Below are 17,354 nucleotides of genomic sequence, written 5' to 3'. Positions count from 1 at the left end.
CTGGGATGACAGGAGAAGGAAACGCCGGAATGGCAGGGGAAAGAAACACTGGGATGACAGTGAAAGATCTAATTCCTTATATCAATTAATTCTCATCCACCTTTTACATTACATAAACTCATCACTTTTATAGAACATCTCATTAAAATCATTCAAAATTCCAAAATCTTGATTTTTAATAAATAGATGCCCATCTGCAATATAGGACTCAGCAAGAGTAAATGGTTCATCATGATGCTGTGATGCTGGCCTAACAATTTCATTGTACAAAACCATTACTTGCTCATAATTGTATCCACTACCATCATGATATTTACCACGTATAGTGTCATAAAAATTTCTTACATCATCATACGTAACTTGCAGTTCTACCTTATATTTCCCTATTTCAACAGTCTCACCCACTTTGATTTTTAAAGGATGTTGTGATTCTTCTTTCACATTATCTATAACAATTGTTTCCTCTTGCTTCTCTTCGTCTCCTCTTATCGATCTTTTACTCCTTTCTTCAATTACAGGTTGATCTGCTGGCATTTGGTCTATATCGTTAGATTCTTCTTCTTGCATAGTAATTTTTTTGAGATAGCTAAGCATATCCTTTCCAGCTTTTTCCCAAGTTGCAGCTTCTTTTGAAAGCTCACGATAATAAGAATCATTATCGCCTTTGCTATCTATTACATCTCTTGCTAGTCCTTTCTCTTCTGCCCATAACTCAGCATGTTCAACAAGTGTCCTGCCATCTTTGCCTACAACGTCAACGTCAGCTTTGTTTTTTATTAGATATTCTATTGTATCTAACTTTCCATGCCTCACTGCATGAACTAAAGGTGTCCAACCATCATTATCCTGAGCATTAATATTCGCACCTTTTTCAACTAACTGCTCTATCATCTTCTTATTCCCAAGATCAACAGCAAGATGCAAAGGTGTTAAGCCGTAGCTATCCTGAATATCAATATCCGCATTGTGCTCTATGAGATATTTAACTACTTCCATATTTTTCATGTGCATGGCAAAATGTAGTGGAGATTTACCAGAGCTAATATCACGGGTATCAACATCTATACCACGATCTATTAAGTATTTAGCAATTTCCGTATGTTTTAGCTCAATTGCATAGTGCAGCAGTGTTTGAGCTGACGTGTTCTTGATACCAAGATCTGCGCCATACTCAATTAAACTCTTAACTATTTCCGAATTCCCTAGCTTAATAGCAGCAAGTAACGGAAAAGTATAATAACTTTTACTATTAGGATCTGCGTTATGATCTAATAGATACTTCACTATTTCTGTATTACCTGAATAAATAGCACTGTATAATGGTGTTTGGGAATAAGCATCTTGAATATTAGGATTTGCACCACGATCTATTAAGTATTTAGCTATCTCTATATTTCCAGACTCAATAGCATAGTGTAAAGGTGTCTTATAATACACATATTTAGTATTAGTTTTCTGATAATAATTGTCATGAACATTAAGATTTGCTCCATGATCAATAAGATATTTTGCTACTTCCGTATTTCCTGACTGAATGGCATAATGTAGTGGCGTTTGTCCATTATGGTCTCTTGTATCAATATATGAATTGTGTTTTAGTAGCGTTGCTACTTTGCTTAAATCTCCCAATGAAGCAGCAAAATGTAAACTCGTCGCACCTGTTACCTTATTTATCTCGTTTACTTTTCCTATAGTGTTTTCTACATTATTGTCATCAATATTCACCTTTAAGAAAGGCTGTTTATTATACTTCATAACTTTTGTTGTAACAGCTTTTCCTTGTTCGTCTTCACTCGCTTTTTTAGCAGGTTGCATAGAATCTTCTCTACTGACACTTGATTTAGATTCTATCTTGGTTTTATCACCACTTACATTATGTACTGGGCTATAACCATATAGACCCTTGCCTGCACTTTGTTGGCTTGTTGAACTTTCAACACTGTTAGATTCAACAACATTATATTCCATATGTTGTTCACCACTCAGCTCAGCCTTAACCCACTGTTTAAACTCTCGATCATAACCTTTTAGCTCAGTCAAAAAATCCTCAACTAATTTCTTACCTTGATCCCTATCATGATATCTCTTATAAGTGGAGAGGCTCTTTAGTAAATTATCAATTAAGTCCGGGTGTTTATGTTCAAGAAACTTTACTACTTGCTCTGCTTCTGAATAGTAGTGATTTCCTTGATAATCATTACGTAATATCTCATCTAGTTTAAGATTCTTATTTTTTATTGCAATTAAAGCTTCTTTATCTCCGTGATCATTAATGTGTTTGCCATTTTCTAAACCAGCAACATAGTTAGCAATAGCTTCGTGCATTGCTTTTGGCAAGATATAGCTTAGACCAAGATTTGCAAAGTGCATTGCATGCCCTATCTCGTGCTCTAACGTATGTTGATTTAAATTCCCTTTACTATCTAGGTAGACATAAACGTCAGCAGCATTTCCCTTATTTAGATCGATCATTCTTGTGTAGCCATTAACACCGTCGCCAGCATCGAATCCAACTTTTTTCAAGTACTCTTTAAACTCATTTTGAGTGTTGAATACATAAGTATTGATCCTTATATCATGGTCAGAGGTATTAAAAGCACCCTTAAAGTCTCGTACAGCATCTTTAATGCTTTTTTCTATTGTATCTAGCTTATTGGCAGCTAAGTCATACTTGATATTTATATTAGTGTTATCAAGGGATACAGTTTTGCTACGTGAAAGGTTTGACATTACACCATCCATGTAATTTACTATTTCCACTTGCCCTTGCTGTTTAGCATAAGTAAGAGGTGTACCATCGCATGCTCTTTTAATATAAAGATCAGCACCATTATCTATCAGACATTTCACCATATCTAAATTTCCACGTGTAATAGCTAGGTGTATCGGAGTGTAGTTATGAGTAAGATTTATATCTGCACCGTTTTTTATTAAATAATCTACTACTTCTGTATGACCTTTATTGACTTTTACATTTGCAGCAACATGAAGAGGAGTATCATTCCATTTATCTAAAACATCAAGCCTAGCACCTTTTTCTACTAAAAATTTCACTGCAGCTAAATTTCCATCTTCAGCAGCTTTATGCAGAAAGGTTCTGCCGATACTGTCTTGTCGGTTTATATCTGCACCTTTGTCTATCAAATATTCTGCTAATTCCATACGTCCACGTGAAATAGCCATGCCAAGAGGATTATTATATTTACCCAGGTTAACATCGGCATTACCTATTTCGACTAGAAATTTTATCATTTTCTCATCATTGTTCATAACAGCATAAAAAAGTGGAGTGAGCTCATGTTTATCTTGCACGTCCACTCTAACGCCTTTATCTATTAACAGTTTGACCTCATCGAAACGCCCACTAAAAACAGCTTTATGTAGAGCAGCATAGCCTGTAGAGTCTTTAGCATCTAAGTCTAAATTTTTTGATTTATCATATTCAGAATTTGTTTTAAATTTCATATTCACCTCTTAAAAATTTTCACTATAAATAAGTCTTGAGAAAAATGCGTTAACTGTAGATTCAGCCTTTACCTTGTTTTTGCATAACTGCTTAGATAGTTGATCATCGCTAAAAAGCAGATTCTTAGTATCGAGATATTTAGCATAGTTGCCAGCAGGTATTGAGTAGAAACCGCTTTCAAGTTCAAGATAAGAGCTGCTATTGAGAACAAAAAATAAATCGCTCTGGTCAAGCAGTATGTCATAACCAGAGCTCGTGCAATGTAAGTATTCATTGCCTTCATACTCTGCTATGTAGTACTTACTTGCATCAAGATCACCATCAAGCTGCAAAATTGCCGCTGAACATCCATTCCCAATACTATGGCCTTTTATTACTTTAAGTACTTTAATCTCATCATTTTCTATGAGTTCCCTTAACTTTTCATTCTTTTTATTTAATTCTTCCTCTGCTTTTCTTCTGTCTTCTTCTAATTTTGTTTCTTTTTCAACAAGCTCATTTTGTATTTGCAAAAACATATCTTGAATGGTTAAGCCATTTAGAAAGTAATCCAATACACTTGACACAAACGGCTGCAATTCACCATTATCTTCAAAGCTCTTTTCCTGCTTTTTGTCATATTGAGTGGGATTATAGATTGCATACATAGGATAAAAGCCATAATTCACCTCGTCGAATGATAACTCTATCGAAAATCCGCTCTGATCAAGTGGAAGTTTAGTAGCTAAATATCTACCATTATTATCTCTGACATACAGCTCATTTATACCATAGTGCCCACTATATTTGTTGTAATAAATATAAAAATTCTCAGGATTAAGATTAAAGTAATCATCTAAATTGTTAGGTTTACCGAGCTTTTCACATAGAAAACTTTTGCTCTTATCTGTAAGTTTGATGCGTGTAGAGAAGTAACACCGATCTATTCGGTCACCTTTTTCTATTTCAAAGTCTAGGACTATTTTATCGCTAAACATACAGAATTTCCTCACATTTCTAATATTTATGATTATAAATTGTGTACTATGAAAAAAGCATTAAGGCTTCTTTATGTATCTAAAAACAGCGCTAACTTATGACAAGAATAGTTGACGTATTACTACCACTTCCAATTGATCAGCTATTTTCATATGCAATTGAGAAAGATACTGAAACTTCAATTGGAGATTACGTAGTGGTACCATTTGGCAGAAAGCGTTTGATTGGAATAGTTTGGAAATATAGCGGCAAGAGTGATCGAGAATTAAAATGCATTGAACAAAAGATCGAGTTACCGAGTATCAGACCAAAACTGATCGAATTTGCAGAGTGGGTTGCGCAGTATAATGTAATACCTATCGGTATGCTTGCCAAAGTAATAATGGGAGGAGTATTAAAGGTAAATCAGATAGATAAGTTAGTTTTCACTAAGCAAAATCAGGAAATAAGTGAAATAGATTGCCAATTAAGCCCTGAGCAGCAAGCAGCTCGCAATAAGATAATAAGTAATTTGAATGAGTATTCAGTGACTTTGCTTGACGGTGAAACCGGGTCTGGAAAAACGGAAGTTTATCTCTCTGTGATTGCAAGGTTAATTGAAATCGTAAACGATGCACAAGTCCTGATCCTTCTGCCAGAAATTGTCCTAACTTCACAATTAGTAAATCGTGTTCACAGTCAGATATCTGGAAATATAGCTGAGTGGCATTCAGGACTTACTCCCAAAGCTCGCCGAAATAATTGGCTTAGTATTGCAAATGGAAGTGCGCAGATCATTATTGGGGCAAGGTCAGCACTTTTTTTACCTTATAAAAACCTAAAATTAATCATCATTGATGAAGAGCATGACTCATCCTTTAAACAGGAACAGGGAGTTATATATAATGCCCGAGATATGGCAATAGTCTTAGCCAAGCTCGAAAATATTCCGATTATTTTATCATCCGCTACTCCGCTGCTTGAAACAATTTATCATGTTAAAAAAGGGAATTACAACCATGTAAAGCTAACCGAACGGTTCGGTGGTGCAGAGTTGCCGCACATAAAAGTAGTGAATAATAAACAATGGATTTCAAATGAGCTTTTCGAAGGGATAAAACAAACCATAGAAAAAAAACAGCAAGTTATGCTCTTTCTAAACCGCAGGGGGTATGCGCAACTTGCAGTTTGTAAAAAATGTGGATATAAAATTTCCTGCTCAAATTGCACTGTATGGCTTACGTACCACAAGAAAAAGAACGTCCTTTTGTGTCACCATTGTTCTTACCAATCAAAACTTCCAGAAAAATGCTCGAATTGTCAAAGTGAGCAGTCATTATCCCTTTGTGGTATAGGAATTGAGAGGTTACTTGAAGAGATAGTAAAACTATTACCAAATGCAAAAACTGCAATTATCAGCAGCGATCAGAAATCGCTTGGTAGCGTCATTGACTCAGTGCTCAAGGAAGAGGTGAATATTATAATCGGTACACAAGTGATTGCGAAAGGACATAATTTCCCTAAATTAACTTTAGTTGGAGTAATAAATGCAGATTTAGGACTTGAAAATTCTGACCTCAGGGCAGCAGAAAAGACGTATCAATTATTGCATCAAGTTGCAGGAAGATCGGGAAGATTCAACGAAAAAGGAACGGTAATAGTGCAAACTAATAATCCTGAAAGCTTGATAATAAAAGCATTGCAGCAGCAAAAAAGGGATTTGTTTTATGAAATTGAACTTGAGTCAAGACGCAAAGCTAAAATGCCGCCATTTAGTAGATTAATAGCGCTTATAGTTTGCGGTAAGGATCAATTTGCAACGCAGAAAGCAGCAAGTGAGATAACAAGCTTTTTGCATACAACTACTACTCCTTCTGCGTTGTCATTCCAGTGCGTGACTAGAAAAAAAGAACTCGAAATTTTTGGCCCGTCACCATCAGCAATAAATTTCTTAAATAATAAATATCGATATAGAGTGTTACTAAAGATACACAATAAACATATTCTATCTTTGAAGAAAAAGCTGAAACATTGGATTAAAAACTATAATTCGAGTTCAAACATTACAGTAACAATAGATGTTGATCCTGTGAGTTTTTTTTAATGTTATTGGAATTTATTTGACATTTGTAGGGATTGCTAATAAATTATATTAATTTTTTAACTAAAAGCTTGACTCTCAGCAGAATTTATTATATTATTAATAAATAATATGATCAAAATAAGGAGAATCGTATGACTGATAGTTTAAATTTAATAATTCGTGAAATAAAAGATGGTCAACAAAGAATTGAATACCTAAAGTCTTTCCTTCAACCAAAAACAGTTAACGAAATAACTATAGTATTTCCTAAAGTAAATGATAAAGGTATAATGAAGTATTTGAGTTATAATGGCATATAGTGTGGATTTAAGGGAAAAGGCAGTATTGATGATAGAAAAAGGGAAGACAAAGGTTGAGATAGCAGAGCTCATGGAGATAGGAATAGCAACTCTGTACCGCTGGTTAAAAAAGAAAGCTGCTGGTGAAAGCCTAAAGCCATCTAAAAACGGTAGCTTTATTCGAAAAATAGACCCAAAAATACTCGAAGAATATGTTACAAAGAATCCAGATCATACTCTGGCAGAGATGAAACAAAATCTTGGATTTGGAATAAATTCAATTTGGTATAGACTAAAACAGCTAAAAATTACTTTAAAAAAAAGTCACACTATATCAAGAGCGCAATCAAGAAGATAGGCAGCAATTTATTGATAAAATCTCAAAAATAGACCATTCCAGCATCTTATATATAGATGAAGCAGGAGTTGATAATAAGTTATACCGAGAATATGGACGTGCTCCAAGAGGAAAGAAAATTTATGCAGATATTCCAGGGAGAACTCGAGAGAGAATCAGTATAGTAGCCGGGTGGATTGGAATGAGATTTATTGCACCAATGACTTTCAAAGGTGGGTGTGACAAAGAGGTATTCAATATATGGTTGGAGAAGATGTTATTACCTAAATTGCCACTTGGCACAACCATAGTTATGGATAATGCTACATTTCATAAGACCACTAAAACAAAATCATTAATAGAGTCTTTTGGCTGTCATGTGCTGTATCTTCCAACATATTCACCAGATTTGAATCCCATAGAACACTGTTGGCATACCATCAAAAGCCGCCTCAGACCTCTAATGTATAAATGTACAGACTTACAACTTTTGGTTGGTAATACCATAATGGAAATTTATCATTCATTTTAGAAAATACTATACTAACACAAAAGAGATAACTGTTGATATAAGCACGTTTGTACTCACTTTACAATGCTCTAAAACTACAAAAGAAGCGGTGATACATGAAATTCTGCTTCATTTTGTGCAAAGTTTCGATAAGCAATCACTAAAAGATGTGATGAAACATTTGGAAAAAGCTATAGAAAATAGGACATATGTAAAAAACAACCAAATAAGCAACCCAAAGGAAGAGTTTCGTACTCACATGAACTTTAAGGGTGAAGGAGGCAATACATTATTACACCAAGCTGTTATAAGCAATAACACTAAGGCAATAGAAGCCCTTTTGGAACAGGTTGCAAATCCTTTGATAGAGAATGTAAATAAGCAAATTCCATTAGATTTAGCTCAAGGAAATACAAGAGAATTACTCATTAAATGCATGCAAGACCAAGCTCAATTGAAAAAAGGAAATGCTAGATGTAATAGTTTGATTGGCATTGTACCTGGAGTTTTTCTCGGTATTGGACTGGGTGTTGGTGGTGCTTTAGTACCTTCAATGACTATTATATTATGCGCACTCGCAGTATCTGCTCTTGTTGCTGGAATAGCAGTTGGACTGGCTATATATTTCCTAAGTCAAGACTATAAACAGGCTAAATCGATAGAAAAAGCTGTTAACCCTCAACTCTCTTCTGTCGAGCATGAAAAGGCTGCAGATAATGGAGCAATATCAGAAATTAAATAATAACTGTGTGTTTTTTAACATTAGATTTCTTGCATAATCAAGTGTGATCCCAGTGTCAGCTACTTGTATAACAAGAAAGAAGGCACTGGTCTCACATGCATCTAAACGGATACATAACCTTTCATTCACAATTCGTCCTCAAATAGTCTAATTTTCTTTAGCTATGAAATAGAGCAAATTGATTTTTTACTAGTTGATGTCTGCTTTTTTGCAGAACATTGGTCAGGCTGTGATATAGAAGGTTGGTTAAATGTTGTTTTGGGCTTATTAAAAGAAGATCGTGCTGAAGATCGTGCTGAAGAAGGGCCAAAGCCACTATCTTTAGCCGAAGCATCATCCCCACCTTTACCTTCACCATAGTAGTCGGGCCTAAGGAATTTGCTTGAGTTTTTAGCATGTGATTTACCTATAACTGAATTCTTAGGTGAATCACCAAAACCACTATCTGCACTTGTATCTGCACTTGGTCCATCCGTCCCTACTTTTTCTTCAGAAGGGGCAAGAGTTTGTGGTTTCATAGCTTGCACACGCGCAGGATCAATGGATAGCTTATATTTAACTTTATCTTTATCTTCGCTGATTAAAGAGCTCTCCATGATCTTATCCATCACACAGTAAGCAATGTCTGGGTTACGAAAGTCTATTGCATATATTTGTTCGGCACCATATGTTGGAAGACCTCTTTCTGCAATATCATCTTTTACATCACGCAATACTTTTGTACCACCAAACACCTTATTATTAATATGATCAACTTCTTTTTCATTTAAAAACTCTATGTAATTACCACAATCAATAACAGGAGCCAAAATTGAATACTCATCTTTACTTTCTTTGTGAGAAGTATGCCACATAGAATCAATTGGTAGGTGCGGTAGTGCCTTACAAATTAAATCAACAATTGCGCGCTTCAGAGTGTCATTCATTTCATCCTCGGTACTTGAAACTTCCAAATCACGACAATGAAAGGATAATTCATGCTTTGCTATGTCTTTAATGAGCTTAGGATTATCAAAAATGCTTTTCTTTAGATATACATAATTTCCTTTCTCTTCTAAAAAATCCTTAGGTTTTTTAGGACCATTTTCATAACCTTTTATCCTCGATGAGAGCAAATCTACAAAAGAACGTTGCAAATTTCTATCAACACACTCCGCACCATATAGATAAGATCCCTTATCAAAGACTTCATCAATTATATTATAATCTACATGTTCTTCTATCTCCTGCTCTATATCATCTGATAGATTCTTATAACCTAGTTCCGATTTTTTGTCTTCTTTTTTTTGCTCTTTAATAAGATCTGTTGTAAATCGCGCAAGTTCATTAGCTAGCAAAAACTTTAGATTAGAAACCACCTCTTTTCTCATTGGCACCAAAAATTTATTACCTACAGTCGATTTTCCTTGATCAAAGTTAAAAGGAAAAAACTTTGTATAAAAATTATCATCAAGAATACTTTCATCCGGACAAAATCTTTGTATTATTTTTTCTTTCATACTGCTCAGGTACTTTATGCGCCGATCAAGAGTCATATTATTATCAAACGAGATAACAATATGATCATCCTTTACAGTAAAATTAGTAACAACAGCATTACTGAAACGAAGAATACTATTAAACGCTTTTACTAATTCTTGATTTATTTTACTTTTATTAGGCATAACTCCACCTCTCTAATTAATTAACATAATTACTTACCACCCATACTGCTGCTCTGACCACTCTTACTACTACTGGATTGATTTTGTTTCATTCGCTCTTGTTCACGCTTAATCATATCGCTGAAATTATCTATTCTCTTTGGATCTAAATCTTTTTTATAAATCCTTGTTCTCCCTGAATCAGGTACTTTTTTATTTGGATCATTATTACCATCCATATTAGCCTCCGAATTAAATTATTATGTAATGAGTATATTAAGAATCAATTATCAGCACAAGCAGTTTTTTTACATAAATTTTATTCACCATTTTTATACTCCTGGATTCCAGACTGGAATAACAACTTTTTAAATTAAGTTTTCTGGATCCCAGTGTCAGCTACTTGGATGACAAGAGAGAGAGCTACTTGTCCGCCATGTCATTCCAGCACTTGATGCTGGAATCCAGATGAAAAACCAGTGTCACGCACTGGGATGACAAGAGAGAGCTACTTGTCCGCCATGTCATTCCAGCACTTGATGCTGGAATCTAGAAGAAAAATGGATCCTAAACTGGAATGACAACTTTTTTAAACTAAGTTTACTGGATCCCAGTGTCAGCTACTTGGATGACAAGAGAGAGAGCTACTTGTCCGCCATGTCATTCCAGCACTTGATGCTGGAATCCAGATGAAAAACCAGTCTGGAATGACAAAAAAAAGAGAGAACCTTTACACACCTCTCTCTTTGACTGAAGAAGCATGGTTTTCAACTCTCACATCATCAGTTAATCCTCCTGGCAATTCCACAGCAGCATTAGACTTTTGCTGATCACCAAGCTTTCTCTCGCAGGAAGATCCATTTAGCTCTTTTTTCTTTGTTCTCCTTGTATCCTTATCACATTTTTGTCTTTTAACTCTCCTGCGTTCCTTTTGGTGTGGAGCAGGTGGACAGACAGCTAATTTTGGTTTTTCAGTTTTCTCTTCTTTTGCTTCTTTCTTTTCTTTATTCATTTTTTCCAGTTTTGGTACTTCACTATTTTTGTGACTTATAACAGGTTTAGGTAGAGTGTCTACTAATTTTTCTATAGGCTTTGGTAAAATAGCACGTTCTTGCTTGTCTAGAACAATTGGCATTGGAACTTGAGATGAAAAATTAAATAGGGAAATTGGTGTGATTTCATTCACTTTTGTTTCTATTTCTTGACGAACTTCTTTTGATTCTGTTTTTTCTGCTTTTTTGTCTCTTTTTTCCTCAGTTACATCTTGCTCTACTACTGCTGCTAAATCAACTGCAAAAATTTCTGCAAACATTGCAATGACTGAGCCCACGAGAAAAGTTTGAAGCTTCAATTTTAAATTTTGCAACGCTTGCAAACGTTCGAGTATTGCTATTTCTTCTTCAGGAGATAACTCACCGCTGAGTAATTTCTCCTGCAATTCTTTTATCTCTTTGTCTAGCCTTTTATCCCAACTTAAATCTAAATCTTTTTTGAAGATCTTTTTAACTAATTCCTTAAGCTTATCACGCAAAAACTTAATTATCGAAAGAAGCAGATTTTTCTCTTTCTTCTCCTTGAGCATTTTGTAGACTTTCGGATCTACATTTACTTCAAAAAGATTAAAGAGGGATTCAAAGAAATTTGCGAATACCCCTTGATTATCATCAGTAAAGTAATCCTCATTATCTTGTATATGTAGCTCTACTTGAGATAATGTTTCATCAATGCAACTCGCAGCCTGACGCTCAAGCTCTATTCTCTTGAGCTCAGCTTTCCTAGCAAGCTCCTCCATGAATCCTTTTAATTCATTGAGCTTCTGCTCTGCAGAGAGATCTTGCTCTCTGATTCGATTAATGTAGATTGAGCTACCGTCCTCTTCGTTGTTATTGATTAAAAAATTTTTCATTGCTTTTTCTCCATTAATTGAATTACTGTTTCTATAATTGTTTAGAAGGCTTTTTACCATTTTATCTTAAGTCTATAAAATACAATAACTCAATCTTATAATATGAAGTATTTAATAAGTATTAATCTTAAAAAATATCAATAAATTATTGATATTTTTACATTCATACTATATATAGGCTAGCATATATTACGTAATTTTTCAAGAACATATTCACTATAACAGAAGACTTTCTTATTTGCCTCTAAAACACCTGCAAATCATATAATAAGAGAATATTATAATGTTTAGTGTAATACTATACAATGTTATAAAATATAGTATAATACTAGCATACCACTGAATTAATGCTGAGGTATTCCCTTGCTTGATCAGTTAAAACACGTCCTCTTGGTGTGCGCTTTACGAAACTGACCTTGATTAAATAAGGTTCTACTGTTTCTTCAATATTGCCAACATCTTCAGATAGTGCAATAGATATGGTGTCAATTCCAACAGGTCCTGAGGTGTTAAACAAAAATCTCAGATAATCCATATCTAATTTATTTAGTCCCATTTTATCTATACCCAATTTTGATAGTGCAGAACCGGCAATTTCACAGGTAATTTTTTTATCATCTTTTACTTCAACAAAATCTCTTATTCTTCTGAGTAATCTCAAAGCAATTCTTGGAGTACCACGGGCGCGGCAGGCAATTTCCTGCACAGCATCCTTTTCGATTTCAGCACAAAGAACTCTTGCACCTCTTTTTATAATATCAACCAGTTCCTCAAAAGAATAAAACTCAAGATGCAGGGGAATACCAAAACGATCCCTCAGCGGTGCAGAAAGCAGTCCAAGCCGTGTTGTTGCCCCAATCAGTGTAAATGGTGGTAAATCTATTCTTAAAGTTCTGGTAGATGGGCCCTCACCTACTAGTATATCTAGGCAAAAATCTTCCATAGCAGTATATAAAACTTCCTCAATGCTACGATTTAATCTATGGATCTCATCGATAAATAGAACATCTTTTGCATTTAAAGTAGTGAGCACTGCAGCTAAGTCCCCAGCTTTACTAAGCAATGGACCAGAAGTTGCACGAAAGCTAACCCTTAACTCCTTAGAGACAATTTGTGCTAAAGTTGTTTTACCAAGCCCTGGAGGACCATAGAGCAATACGTGATCCAAAGCTTCAGCTCTCGTCTGTGCAGCATTTATAAACACTTTTAAATTTTGTATTAAATCTTTTTGCCCGACAAAATCATCAAGTTGCTCAGGCCTGATATTTAAATTACGTACATCTTCAGAGTATTCCTTACTACATGATATTGACTTCATATTGTTTTAAGCGCCATACGAATAATATCTTTAGTGTCCAAGTTTGGTGATTCATCTTCTATTTTTTTTATTGTATCATAAGCTTTTGTTCTTTCATATCCAAGATTGATCAAAGCTGAAAGAGCATCTTCACTAATTGAGTGAAAATGATTGTTATTTGTCTCTAATTTACTTACTTTGCCATTCAGCTCAGTAATAATTCGATTTATGAGTTTCAGGCCAAGTCCACTCACCTTAAGTACTAGTTTATCCTCATTTATAATTGCCAAAAACAGTTGCTCTGGAGTTAATTTGCTCAAAATTGACATTGCGGTTTTATAGCTGACACCGCTCACTTTAACTAATAAACGCAGACACTGCTGTTCTTCTTTACTTATAAAGCCATATAGCTGAGTAACGTTTTCTCTGCTATTTGCATAAGTGTCGATAAGTAATTTTACTCTACTTCCAATCGAACAAGCACTTAAAGTTTTGGCTGAAAGATATACTATGTAGCCAACATCATTCACATTCAGGATTATGTGATCGCTACACACCTCATCAACTATTCCTCTTAGATTTCCTATCATTTCTAGTACTTTATAAAATTCAGTTTAAATGCTCCTGAATCTTAGGTCAAGCAAACGAACATTATAGAAGTGGTTCCAGTTTCAATCATTGTAGACAGGTTTGCAGGAAATCTATTTGAATATATTATTCTGGACCAGTATGTGACTGGACCACGGAGTTACTTCAGCAGCAGAATTGCGGTCTATTAACTAAGTAATAGAAATTTCTATCTTTGGTAGAATAAAGGTAATTGTTTGCTGTTTGCGAAAATATTTGCATAATTTAAGTAACATTACTTGATAAGAATTAACTATGGAGCTTAATAAGATTGCAGCATCGATTTTACTTTCTGGATTAATAATTATGATAGTTAGTAATGTAGTTGATATGCTCTATAACCCAGAGGATTATAAAATTGAACACCAAACAATAGTAGCAGCCAGCAATGAGCCTCAACAAAAGATTGAACAAGTGGCACTTGATATTGGAGAGCTCATGCAGAATGCTAGCTTTGAAAAAGGCAAGTCAGCAGCAAAAAAATGTATAGCTTGTCATAGTTTTGAGAAAGGTGGAATGAATAAAGTGGGGCCAAACTTATGGAACGTGGTTGGAAATAAAAAGGCCCATCTTGGCAGCTCATTCAATTACTCAAAAGCACTACTTGAAAAAGGTGGGAAATGGGAGTATGAGGAGTTATTTGCTTTTTTAAAAAATCCAAAAGCCTACATAAAAGGTACACGTATGGCATTTGCAGGCATTTCCAATCCACAAGAGATTGCAGATCTAGTCAGCTATTTGCGTTCGATGAGCGATAGTCCGGTTGCCTTGCCAAAGTAGTATGAATTATTGTAAATTACTCGATGGAAATATAGCATATCGAAAGCTACAAGGGAAGAAAGCTTCTGTAGTTTTTTTCGGTGGATTTGCATCTAATATGGATGGAACTAAAGCAACTGCCATTTACAAATTTTGCCAGGAAAATAATATAGCACTCGTGCTCTTTGATTATCTTGGCCACGGTAATTCAAGCGGTGATTTTGCTGATTATACAATAAGTGACTGGCAAAAAAATTGTGCTAAAGTGATAAGTGAATTAACTAGCAATAAACAAATAATTATAGGTTCAAGTATGGGAGGATGGCTGATGCTGCTCACTGCTCTTCAATTTCCAGAAAAAATTGCAGCATTAATCGGCATATCGTCTGCTCCTGATTTTACTGAAGATTTGATATTCAAGCAATTGTCAGGCAAGCAAAAAGAAGAACTAGGTTCTAAAGGTGTAATAGATTTTACTTCGGAGCATTGTGCATACAAAATAACTAAAAATCTGATCGAAGACGGTAGAAAGAACCTTCTTTTAAACAGAGAAGCAATAGATATAAACTGTCCTGTGCGCTTATTGCATAGCATTAATGATAAAGATGTTCCTTATCAAACTTCATTGAATTTAGCTGAAAAAATTAAGTCAACAGACGTTGAGGTACACTTAATAAAATCAGCAAAACACAACATGTCTGATAATTATTCACTGAAAATTTTATTTAAGACCATCAGAGAATTTTTGCCAGGAGAAATATATAATTGAAGTAATTCAGATGTGTTTGTCGTAAGAGCTGCAGTTATAGCTTCAACAGTAGGCACTATTCTTGATCACCTCAACATTTTCTCTTGGCAATTCTTTAATAAATCGAGAAGTGCACATTGGTTGCCACTGATTATTAATTTCCCTCCTATCTGCACATGAAATGATCAACCTTTCTTTTGCTCTAGTTATGCCAACATATGCAAGTCTTCTCTCTTCTTCTAAAGCTTTACCACTTTTATCTTCAAAAGATCTTTGATGAGGAAATAATCCTTCTTCCCAACCAGGTAAAAACACACACGGAAATTCAAGTCCTTTAGCTGCATGAAGAGTCATAACATATACAGTGTCATCGCTATTCATATTATCCACTTCCATCACCAGGCTAATGTGCTCCAAGAAGGTTATAGCGTTGTCAAAATTCTTCAAAGATGAAATGAGCTCTTTAACATTTTCTATTCGCGCTAAACCCGTCACTCCTTCATTCTCAAGCATTTCCATATATCCTGATTGATTTGCTACGATTTTAACGAATTCATGCAGTGGTTTTACGCTTACTATTTCTTCCCAAGCTTTAATTTTATTTAAAAAATCATTTAGTGAGAGTTTAATTCTTTCGGTTACTTGATCACTATTAACCAATATTTTTGCTGCCTCAAAAAAAGAAATTTTGTTATCCTGAGCAGTCGTGTATATTTTCTTTAGAGTTGTAGCTCCTATGCTTCTTTTGGGACGATTTACGATCCTTTCAAAAGCGAGATCATCATTATTATTTGTAACAAGCCTCAAATATGCAATTATATCCCTTATTTCTTGACGTTCGTAGAATTTTACGCCACTTATAATCCTATAGGGAATTGAATATTTTATAAAATACTCTTCGAGCACTCTAGTTTGAAAAGTCGCTCTTACGAGCACTGCAATGTCACTAAATCTGTATTTATTGAGCTTTAATATCTGTTCGCTTATGAACCTTGCTTCAGCTTTCCCGTCCCATAATTTTATTAGATTTACCTTTTCCCCTTCAATGTTTGTTGTCCACAACTTTTTTTCTAAGCGAGTCTTATTGTGATTGATAACATATGATGCAGTTGCAAGTATGTGGGATGTTGACCTGTAGTTACACTCCAGTTTAACGGTTTTTGCATTTTTAAAATCATCGGAAAATTTCAAAATATTTTCAACTTCTGCACCACGCCAACTGTATATCGATTGATCGTCATCTCCTACACAACAAATATTTGAGTGCTCTTTTGCAAGGTATTTTAGCCAAAGATATTGTATTGCATTTGTATCTTGATATTCATCTACCATGATATATTTAAACTTGTTTTGGTAGTAGGATAGAACCTCGGTCTTTTGATTAAAGAGTTGTATGTTATATAGCAATAAGTCACCAAAATCGACAGAGTTAAGGAATTTTAACCTTTCCTGATACTGGTGATAGACTTTGAGTGCAGTTACGTACACTGGCCTAAATGATTGAACGTTTTCCACTTCGAATGGCAGTAAACACTTCTCTTTCCATTGCTGAATAATATTCATAATGGTCTTACATTTTTCTGATAGGTAATCAGGGCTGATTTCATTCATGATGTTTTTTATTACCTGTAATTGGTCATCCACACCAATAATTGTAAAATTGGAATTTAGCCCCACGACTTCAGCATGATGACGTAGAATTTTTGCTGCAATTGCATGGAAAGTGCCAAGCCATGGTATGTTTGTGCCCGTGAGTTCAAGCACTCTTGATATCATTTCATTTGCTGCTTTGTTCGTGAATGTAACTGCTAATATTTCATCAGAATAAGCGTGACCGTTTCTAATTATGTGCGCTATCCTTGAAGTAATCGTTCTTGTTTTTCCCGTTCCCGCCCCTGCCAGTATCAAAATTGGCCCATTTAAGTTAGTTACAGCTAATTGTTGCTCTGGATTTAACAGTGAGAGATAATCGTTCATTG

15 protein-coding genes are annotated in these 17,354 nt (G+C 34.8%); 7 read left to right on the top strand and 8 right to left on the bottom strand.

Going from position 1 to position 17,354, the window contains the following annotated elements; genetic code table 11:
• Nucleotides 1-108: 108 nt before the first annotated feature.
• Together AAGD65_RS06650 and AAGD65_RS06645 are read right to left on the bottom strand one after the other, a co-directional pair.
• Complete coding sequence (locus AAGD65_RS06650; protein ID WP_264682684.1) at nucleotides 109-3,465, bottom strand: ankyrin repeat domain-containing protein; 3,357 nt, start codon at nucleotides 3,463-3,465, stop codon at nucleotides 109-111.
• Between the two features lie 9 nt (nucleotides 3,466-3,474).
• Nucleotides 3,475-4,443 carry a hypothetical protein gene (locus AAGD65_RS06645; protein ID WP_264682685.1) on the bottom strand — a complete coding sequence of 323 codons (969 nt, stop codon included), beginning with the start codon at nucleotides 4,441-4,443 and terminating at the stop codon, nucleotides 3,475-3,477.
• 98 nt (nucleotides 4,444-4,541) lie between these two features.
• Here AAGD65_RS06645 and priA point away from each other — a divergent pair, with 98 nt between their 5' ends.
• The 5 genes from priA to AAGD65_RS06620 all read left to right on the top strand — a co-directional run bounded on the left by priA (nucleotide 4,542) and on the right by AAGD65_RS06620 (nucleotide 8,395).
• A complete protein-coding gene (priA, locus tag AAGD65_RS06640) occupies nucleotides 4,542-6,527 on the top strand; it encodes a primosomal protein N' (protein ID WP_264682686.1) in 1,986 nt (661 codons plus the stop codon).
• A 131-nt stretch (nucleotides 6,528-6,658) separates the two neighbouring features.
• Nucleotides 6,659-6,826: a hypothetical protein gene (locus AAGD65_RS06635; RefSeq protein WP_341810926.1), complete on the top strand. Its 168-nt coding sequence runs from the start codon at nucleotides 6,659-6,661 to the stop codon at nucleotides 6,824-6,826.
• Nucleotides 6,816-7,163 (top strand): transposase, encoded by a 348-nt coding sequence (locus AAGD65_RS06630; protein WP_264336399.1) that lies wholly within the window; start codon nucleotides 6,816-6,818, stop codon nucleotides 7,161-7,163. The genes AAGD65_RS06635 and AAGD65_RS06630 overlap by 11 nt, the downstream gene beginning before the upstream one ends.
• Nucleotides 7,164-7,173: 10 nt before the next feature.
• Complete coding sequence (locus tag AAGD65_RS06625; protein ID WP_306794344.1) at nucleotides 7,174-7,674, top strand: IS630 family transposase; 501 nt, start codon at nucleotides 7,174-7,176, stop codon at nucleotides 7,672-7,674.
• An 88-nt stretch (nucleotides 7,675-7,762) separates the two neighbouring features.
• Nucleotides 7,763-8,395, top strand: coding sequence for an ankyrin repeat domain-containing protein (locus tag AAGD65_RS06620; RefSeq protein WP_341810925.1), 633 nt, complete (start codon nucleotides 7,763-7,765; stop codon nucleotides 8,393-8,395).
• A gap of 161 nt (nucleotides 8,396-8,556) precedes the next feature.
• On the opposite strand, the gene AAGD65_RS06615 is transcribed toward AAGD65_RS06620, so the two are convergent.
• The 5 genes from AAGD65_RS06615 to ruvA all read right to left on the bottom strand — a co-directional run bounded on the left by AAGD65_RS06615 (nucleotide 8,557) and on the right by ruvA (nucleotide 13,831).
• Nucleotides 8,557-10,059 (bottom strand): hypothetical protein, encoded by a 1,503-nt coding sequence (locus AAGD65_RS06615; RefSeq protein ID WP_341810924.1) that lies wholly within the window; start codon nucleotides 10,057-10,059, stop codon nucleotides 8,557-8,559.
• A gap of 29 nt (nucleotides 10,060-10,088) precedes the next feature.
• Nucleotides 10,089-10,277 (bottom strand): hypothetical protein, encoded by a 189-nt coding sequence (locus AAGD65_RS06610; RefSeq protein ID WP_264682689.1) that lies wholly within the window; start codon nucleotides 10,275-10,277, stop codon nucleotides 10,089-10,091.
• A gap of 491 nt (nucleotides 10,278-10,768) precedes the next feature.
• The gene (locus AAGD65_RS06605) at nucleotides 10,769-12,004 is read right to left on the bottom strand and encodes a hypothetical protein (RefSeq protein WP_264682690.1); all 1,236 of its coding nucleotides are present in this window, start codon (nucleotides 12,002-12,004) and stop codon (nucleotides 10,769-10,771) included.
• A gap of 268 nt (nucleotides 12,005-12,272) precedes the next feature.
• Nucleotides 12,273-13,262: a Holliday junction branch migration DNA helicase RuvB gene (gene ruvB / locus AAGD65_RS06600; RefSeq protein ID WP_007302374.1), complete on the bottom strand. Its 990-nt coding sequence runs from the start codon at nucleotides 13,260-13,262 to the stop codon at nucleotides 12,273-12,275.
• The gene (ruvA, locus tag AAGD65_RS06595) at nucleotides 13,259-13,831 is read right to left on the bottom strand and encodes a Holliday junction branch migration protein RuvA (RefSeq protein ID WP_264682691.1); all 573 of its coding nucleotides are present in this window, start codon (nucleotides 13,829-13,831) and stop codon (nucleotides 13,259-13,261) included. Before ruvA ends, ruvB begins: the two co-directional genes overlap by 4 nt.
• 292 nt (nucleotides 13,832-14,123) lie before the next feature.
• Between ruvA and AAGD65_RS06590 the strand changes: the two genes are divergently transcribed.
• A complete protein-coding gene (locus tag AAGD65_RS06590; RefSeq protein WP_007302376.1) occupies nucleotides 14,124-14,648 on the top strand; it encodes a c-type cytochrome in 525 nt (174 codons plus the stop codon).
• 1 nt (nucleotide 14,649) lies between these two features.
• Nucleotides 14,650-15,396 (top strand): alpha/beta hydrolase, encoded by a 747-nt coding sequence (locus AAGD65_RS06585; protein ID WP_264682692.1) that lies wholly within the window; start codon nucleotides 14,650-14,652, stop codon nucleotides 15,394-15,396.
• Between the two features lie 42 nt (nucleotides 15,397-15,438).
• Here the strand turns inward: AAGD65_RS06585 and AAGD65_RS06580 are convergent, their stop codons facing one another.
• A complete protein-coding gene (locus AAGD65_RS06580; protein ID WP_264682693.1) occupies nucleotides 15,439-17,352 on the bottom strand; it encodes an ATP-dependent helicase in 1,914 nt (637 codons plus the stop codon).
• Nucleotides 17,353-17,354 lie beyond the last annotated feature (2 nt).

It is taken from the genome of Wolbachia endosymbiont (group B) of Chesias legatella (assembly GCF_964026945.1).
GTDB lineage: Bacteria > Pseudomonadota > Alphaproteobacteria > Rickettsiales > Anaplasmataceae > Wolbachia.
The sequence above is the reverse complement of the archived record's forward strand: the minus strand, read 5'-3'. Positions and strand labels throughout refer to the sequence as shown.

Excerpts from the sequence above, each read along its gene's own strand:
- AAGD65_RS06650 (WP_264682684.1), bottom strand. The coding sequence starts at position 3,465 with ATGAAATTTAAAACAAATTCTGAATATGATAAATCAAAAAATTTAGAC.
- AAGD65_RS06645 (WP_264682685.1), bottom strand. The coding sequence starts at position 4,443 with ATGTTTAGCGATAAAATAGTCCTAGACTTTGAAATAGAAAAAGGTGAC.
- priA (WP_264682686.1), top strand. The coding sequence starts at position 4,542 with ATGACAAGAATAGTTGACGTATTACTACCACTTCCAATTGATCAGCTA.
- AAGD65_RS06635 (WP_341810926.1), top strand. The coding sequence starts at position 6,659 with ATGACTGATAGTTTAAATTTAATAATTCGTGAAATAAAAGATGGTCAA.
- AAGD65_RS06630 (WP_264336399.1), top strand. The coding sequence starts at position 6,816 with ATGGCATATAGTGTGGATTTAAGGGAAAAGGCAGTATTGATGATAGAA.
- AAGD65_RS06615 (WP_341810924.1), bottom strand. The coding sequence starts at position 10,059 with ATGCCTAATAAAAGTAAAATAAATCAAGAATTAGTAAAAGCGTTTAAT.
- AAGD65_RS06610 (WP_264682689.1), bottom strand. The coding sequence starts at position 10,277 with ATGGATGGTAATAATGATCCAAATAAAAAAGTACCTGATTCAGGGAGA.
- AAGD65_RS06605 (WP_264682690.1), bottom strand. The coding sequence starts at position 12,004 with ATGGTAAAAAGCCTTCTAAACAATTATAGAAACAGTAATTCAATTAAT.
- ruvB (WP_007302374.1), bottom strand. The coding sequence starts at position 13,262 with ATGAAGTCAATATCATGTAGTAAGGAATACTCTGAAGATGTACGTAAT.
- ruvA (WP_264682691.1), bottom strand. The coding sequence starts at position 13,831 with ATGATAGGAAATCTAAGAGGAATAGTTGATGAGGTGTGTAGCGATCAC.
- AAGD65_RS06590 (WP_007302376.1), top strand. The coding sequence starts at position 14,124 with ATGGAGCTTAATAAGATTGCAGCATCGATTTTACTTTCTGGATTAATA.
- AAGD65_RS06585 (WP_264682692.1), top strand. The coding sequence starts at position 14,650 with ATGAATTATTGTAAATTACTCGATGGAAATATAGCATATCGAAAGCTA.
- AAGD65_RS06580 (WP_264682693.1), bottom strand. The coding sequence starts at position 17,352 with ATGAACGATTATCTCTCACTGTTAAATCCAGAGCAACAATTAGCTGTA.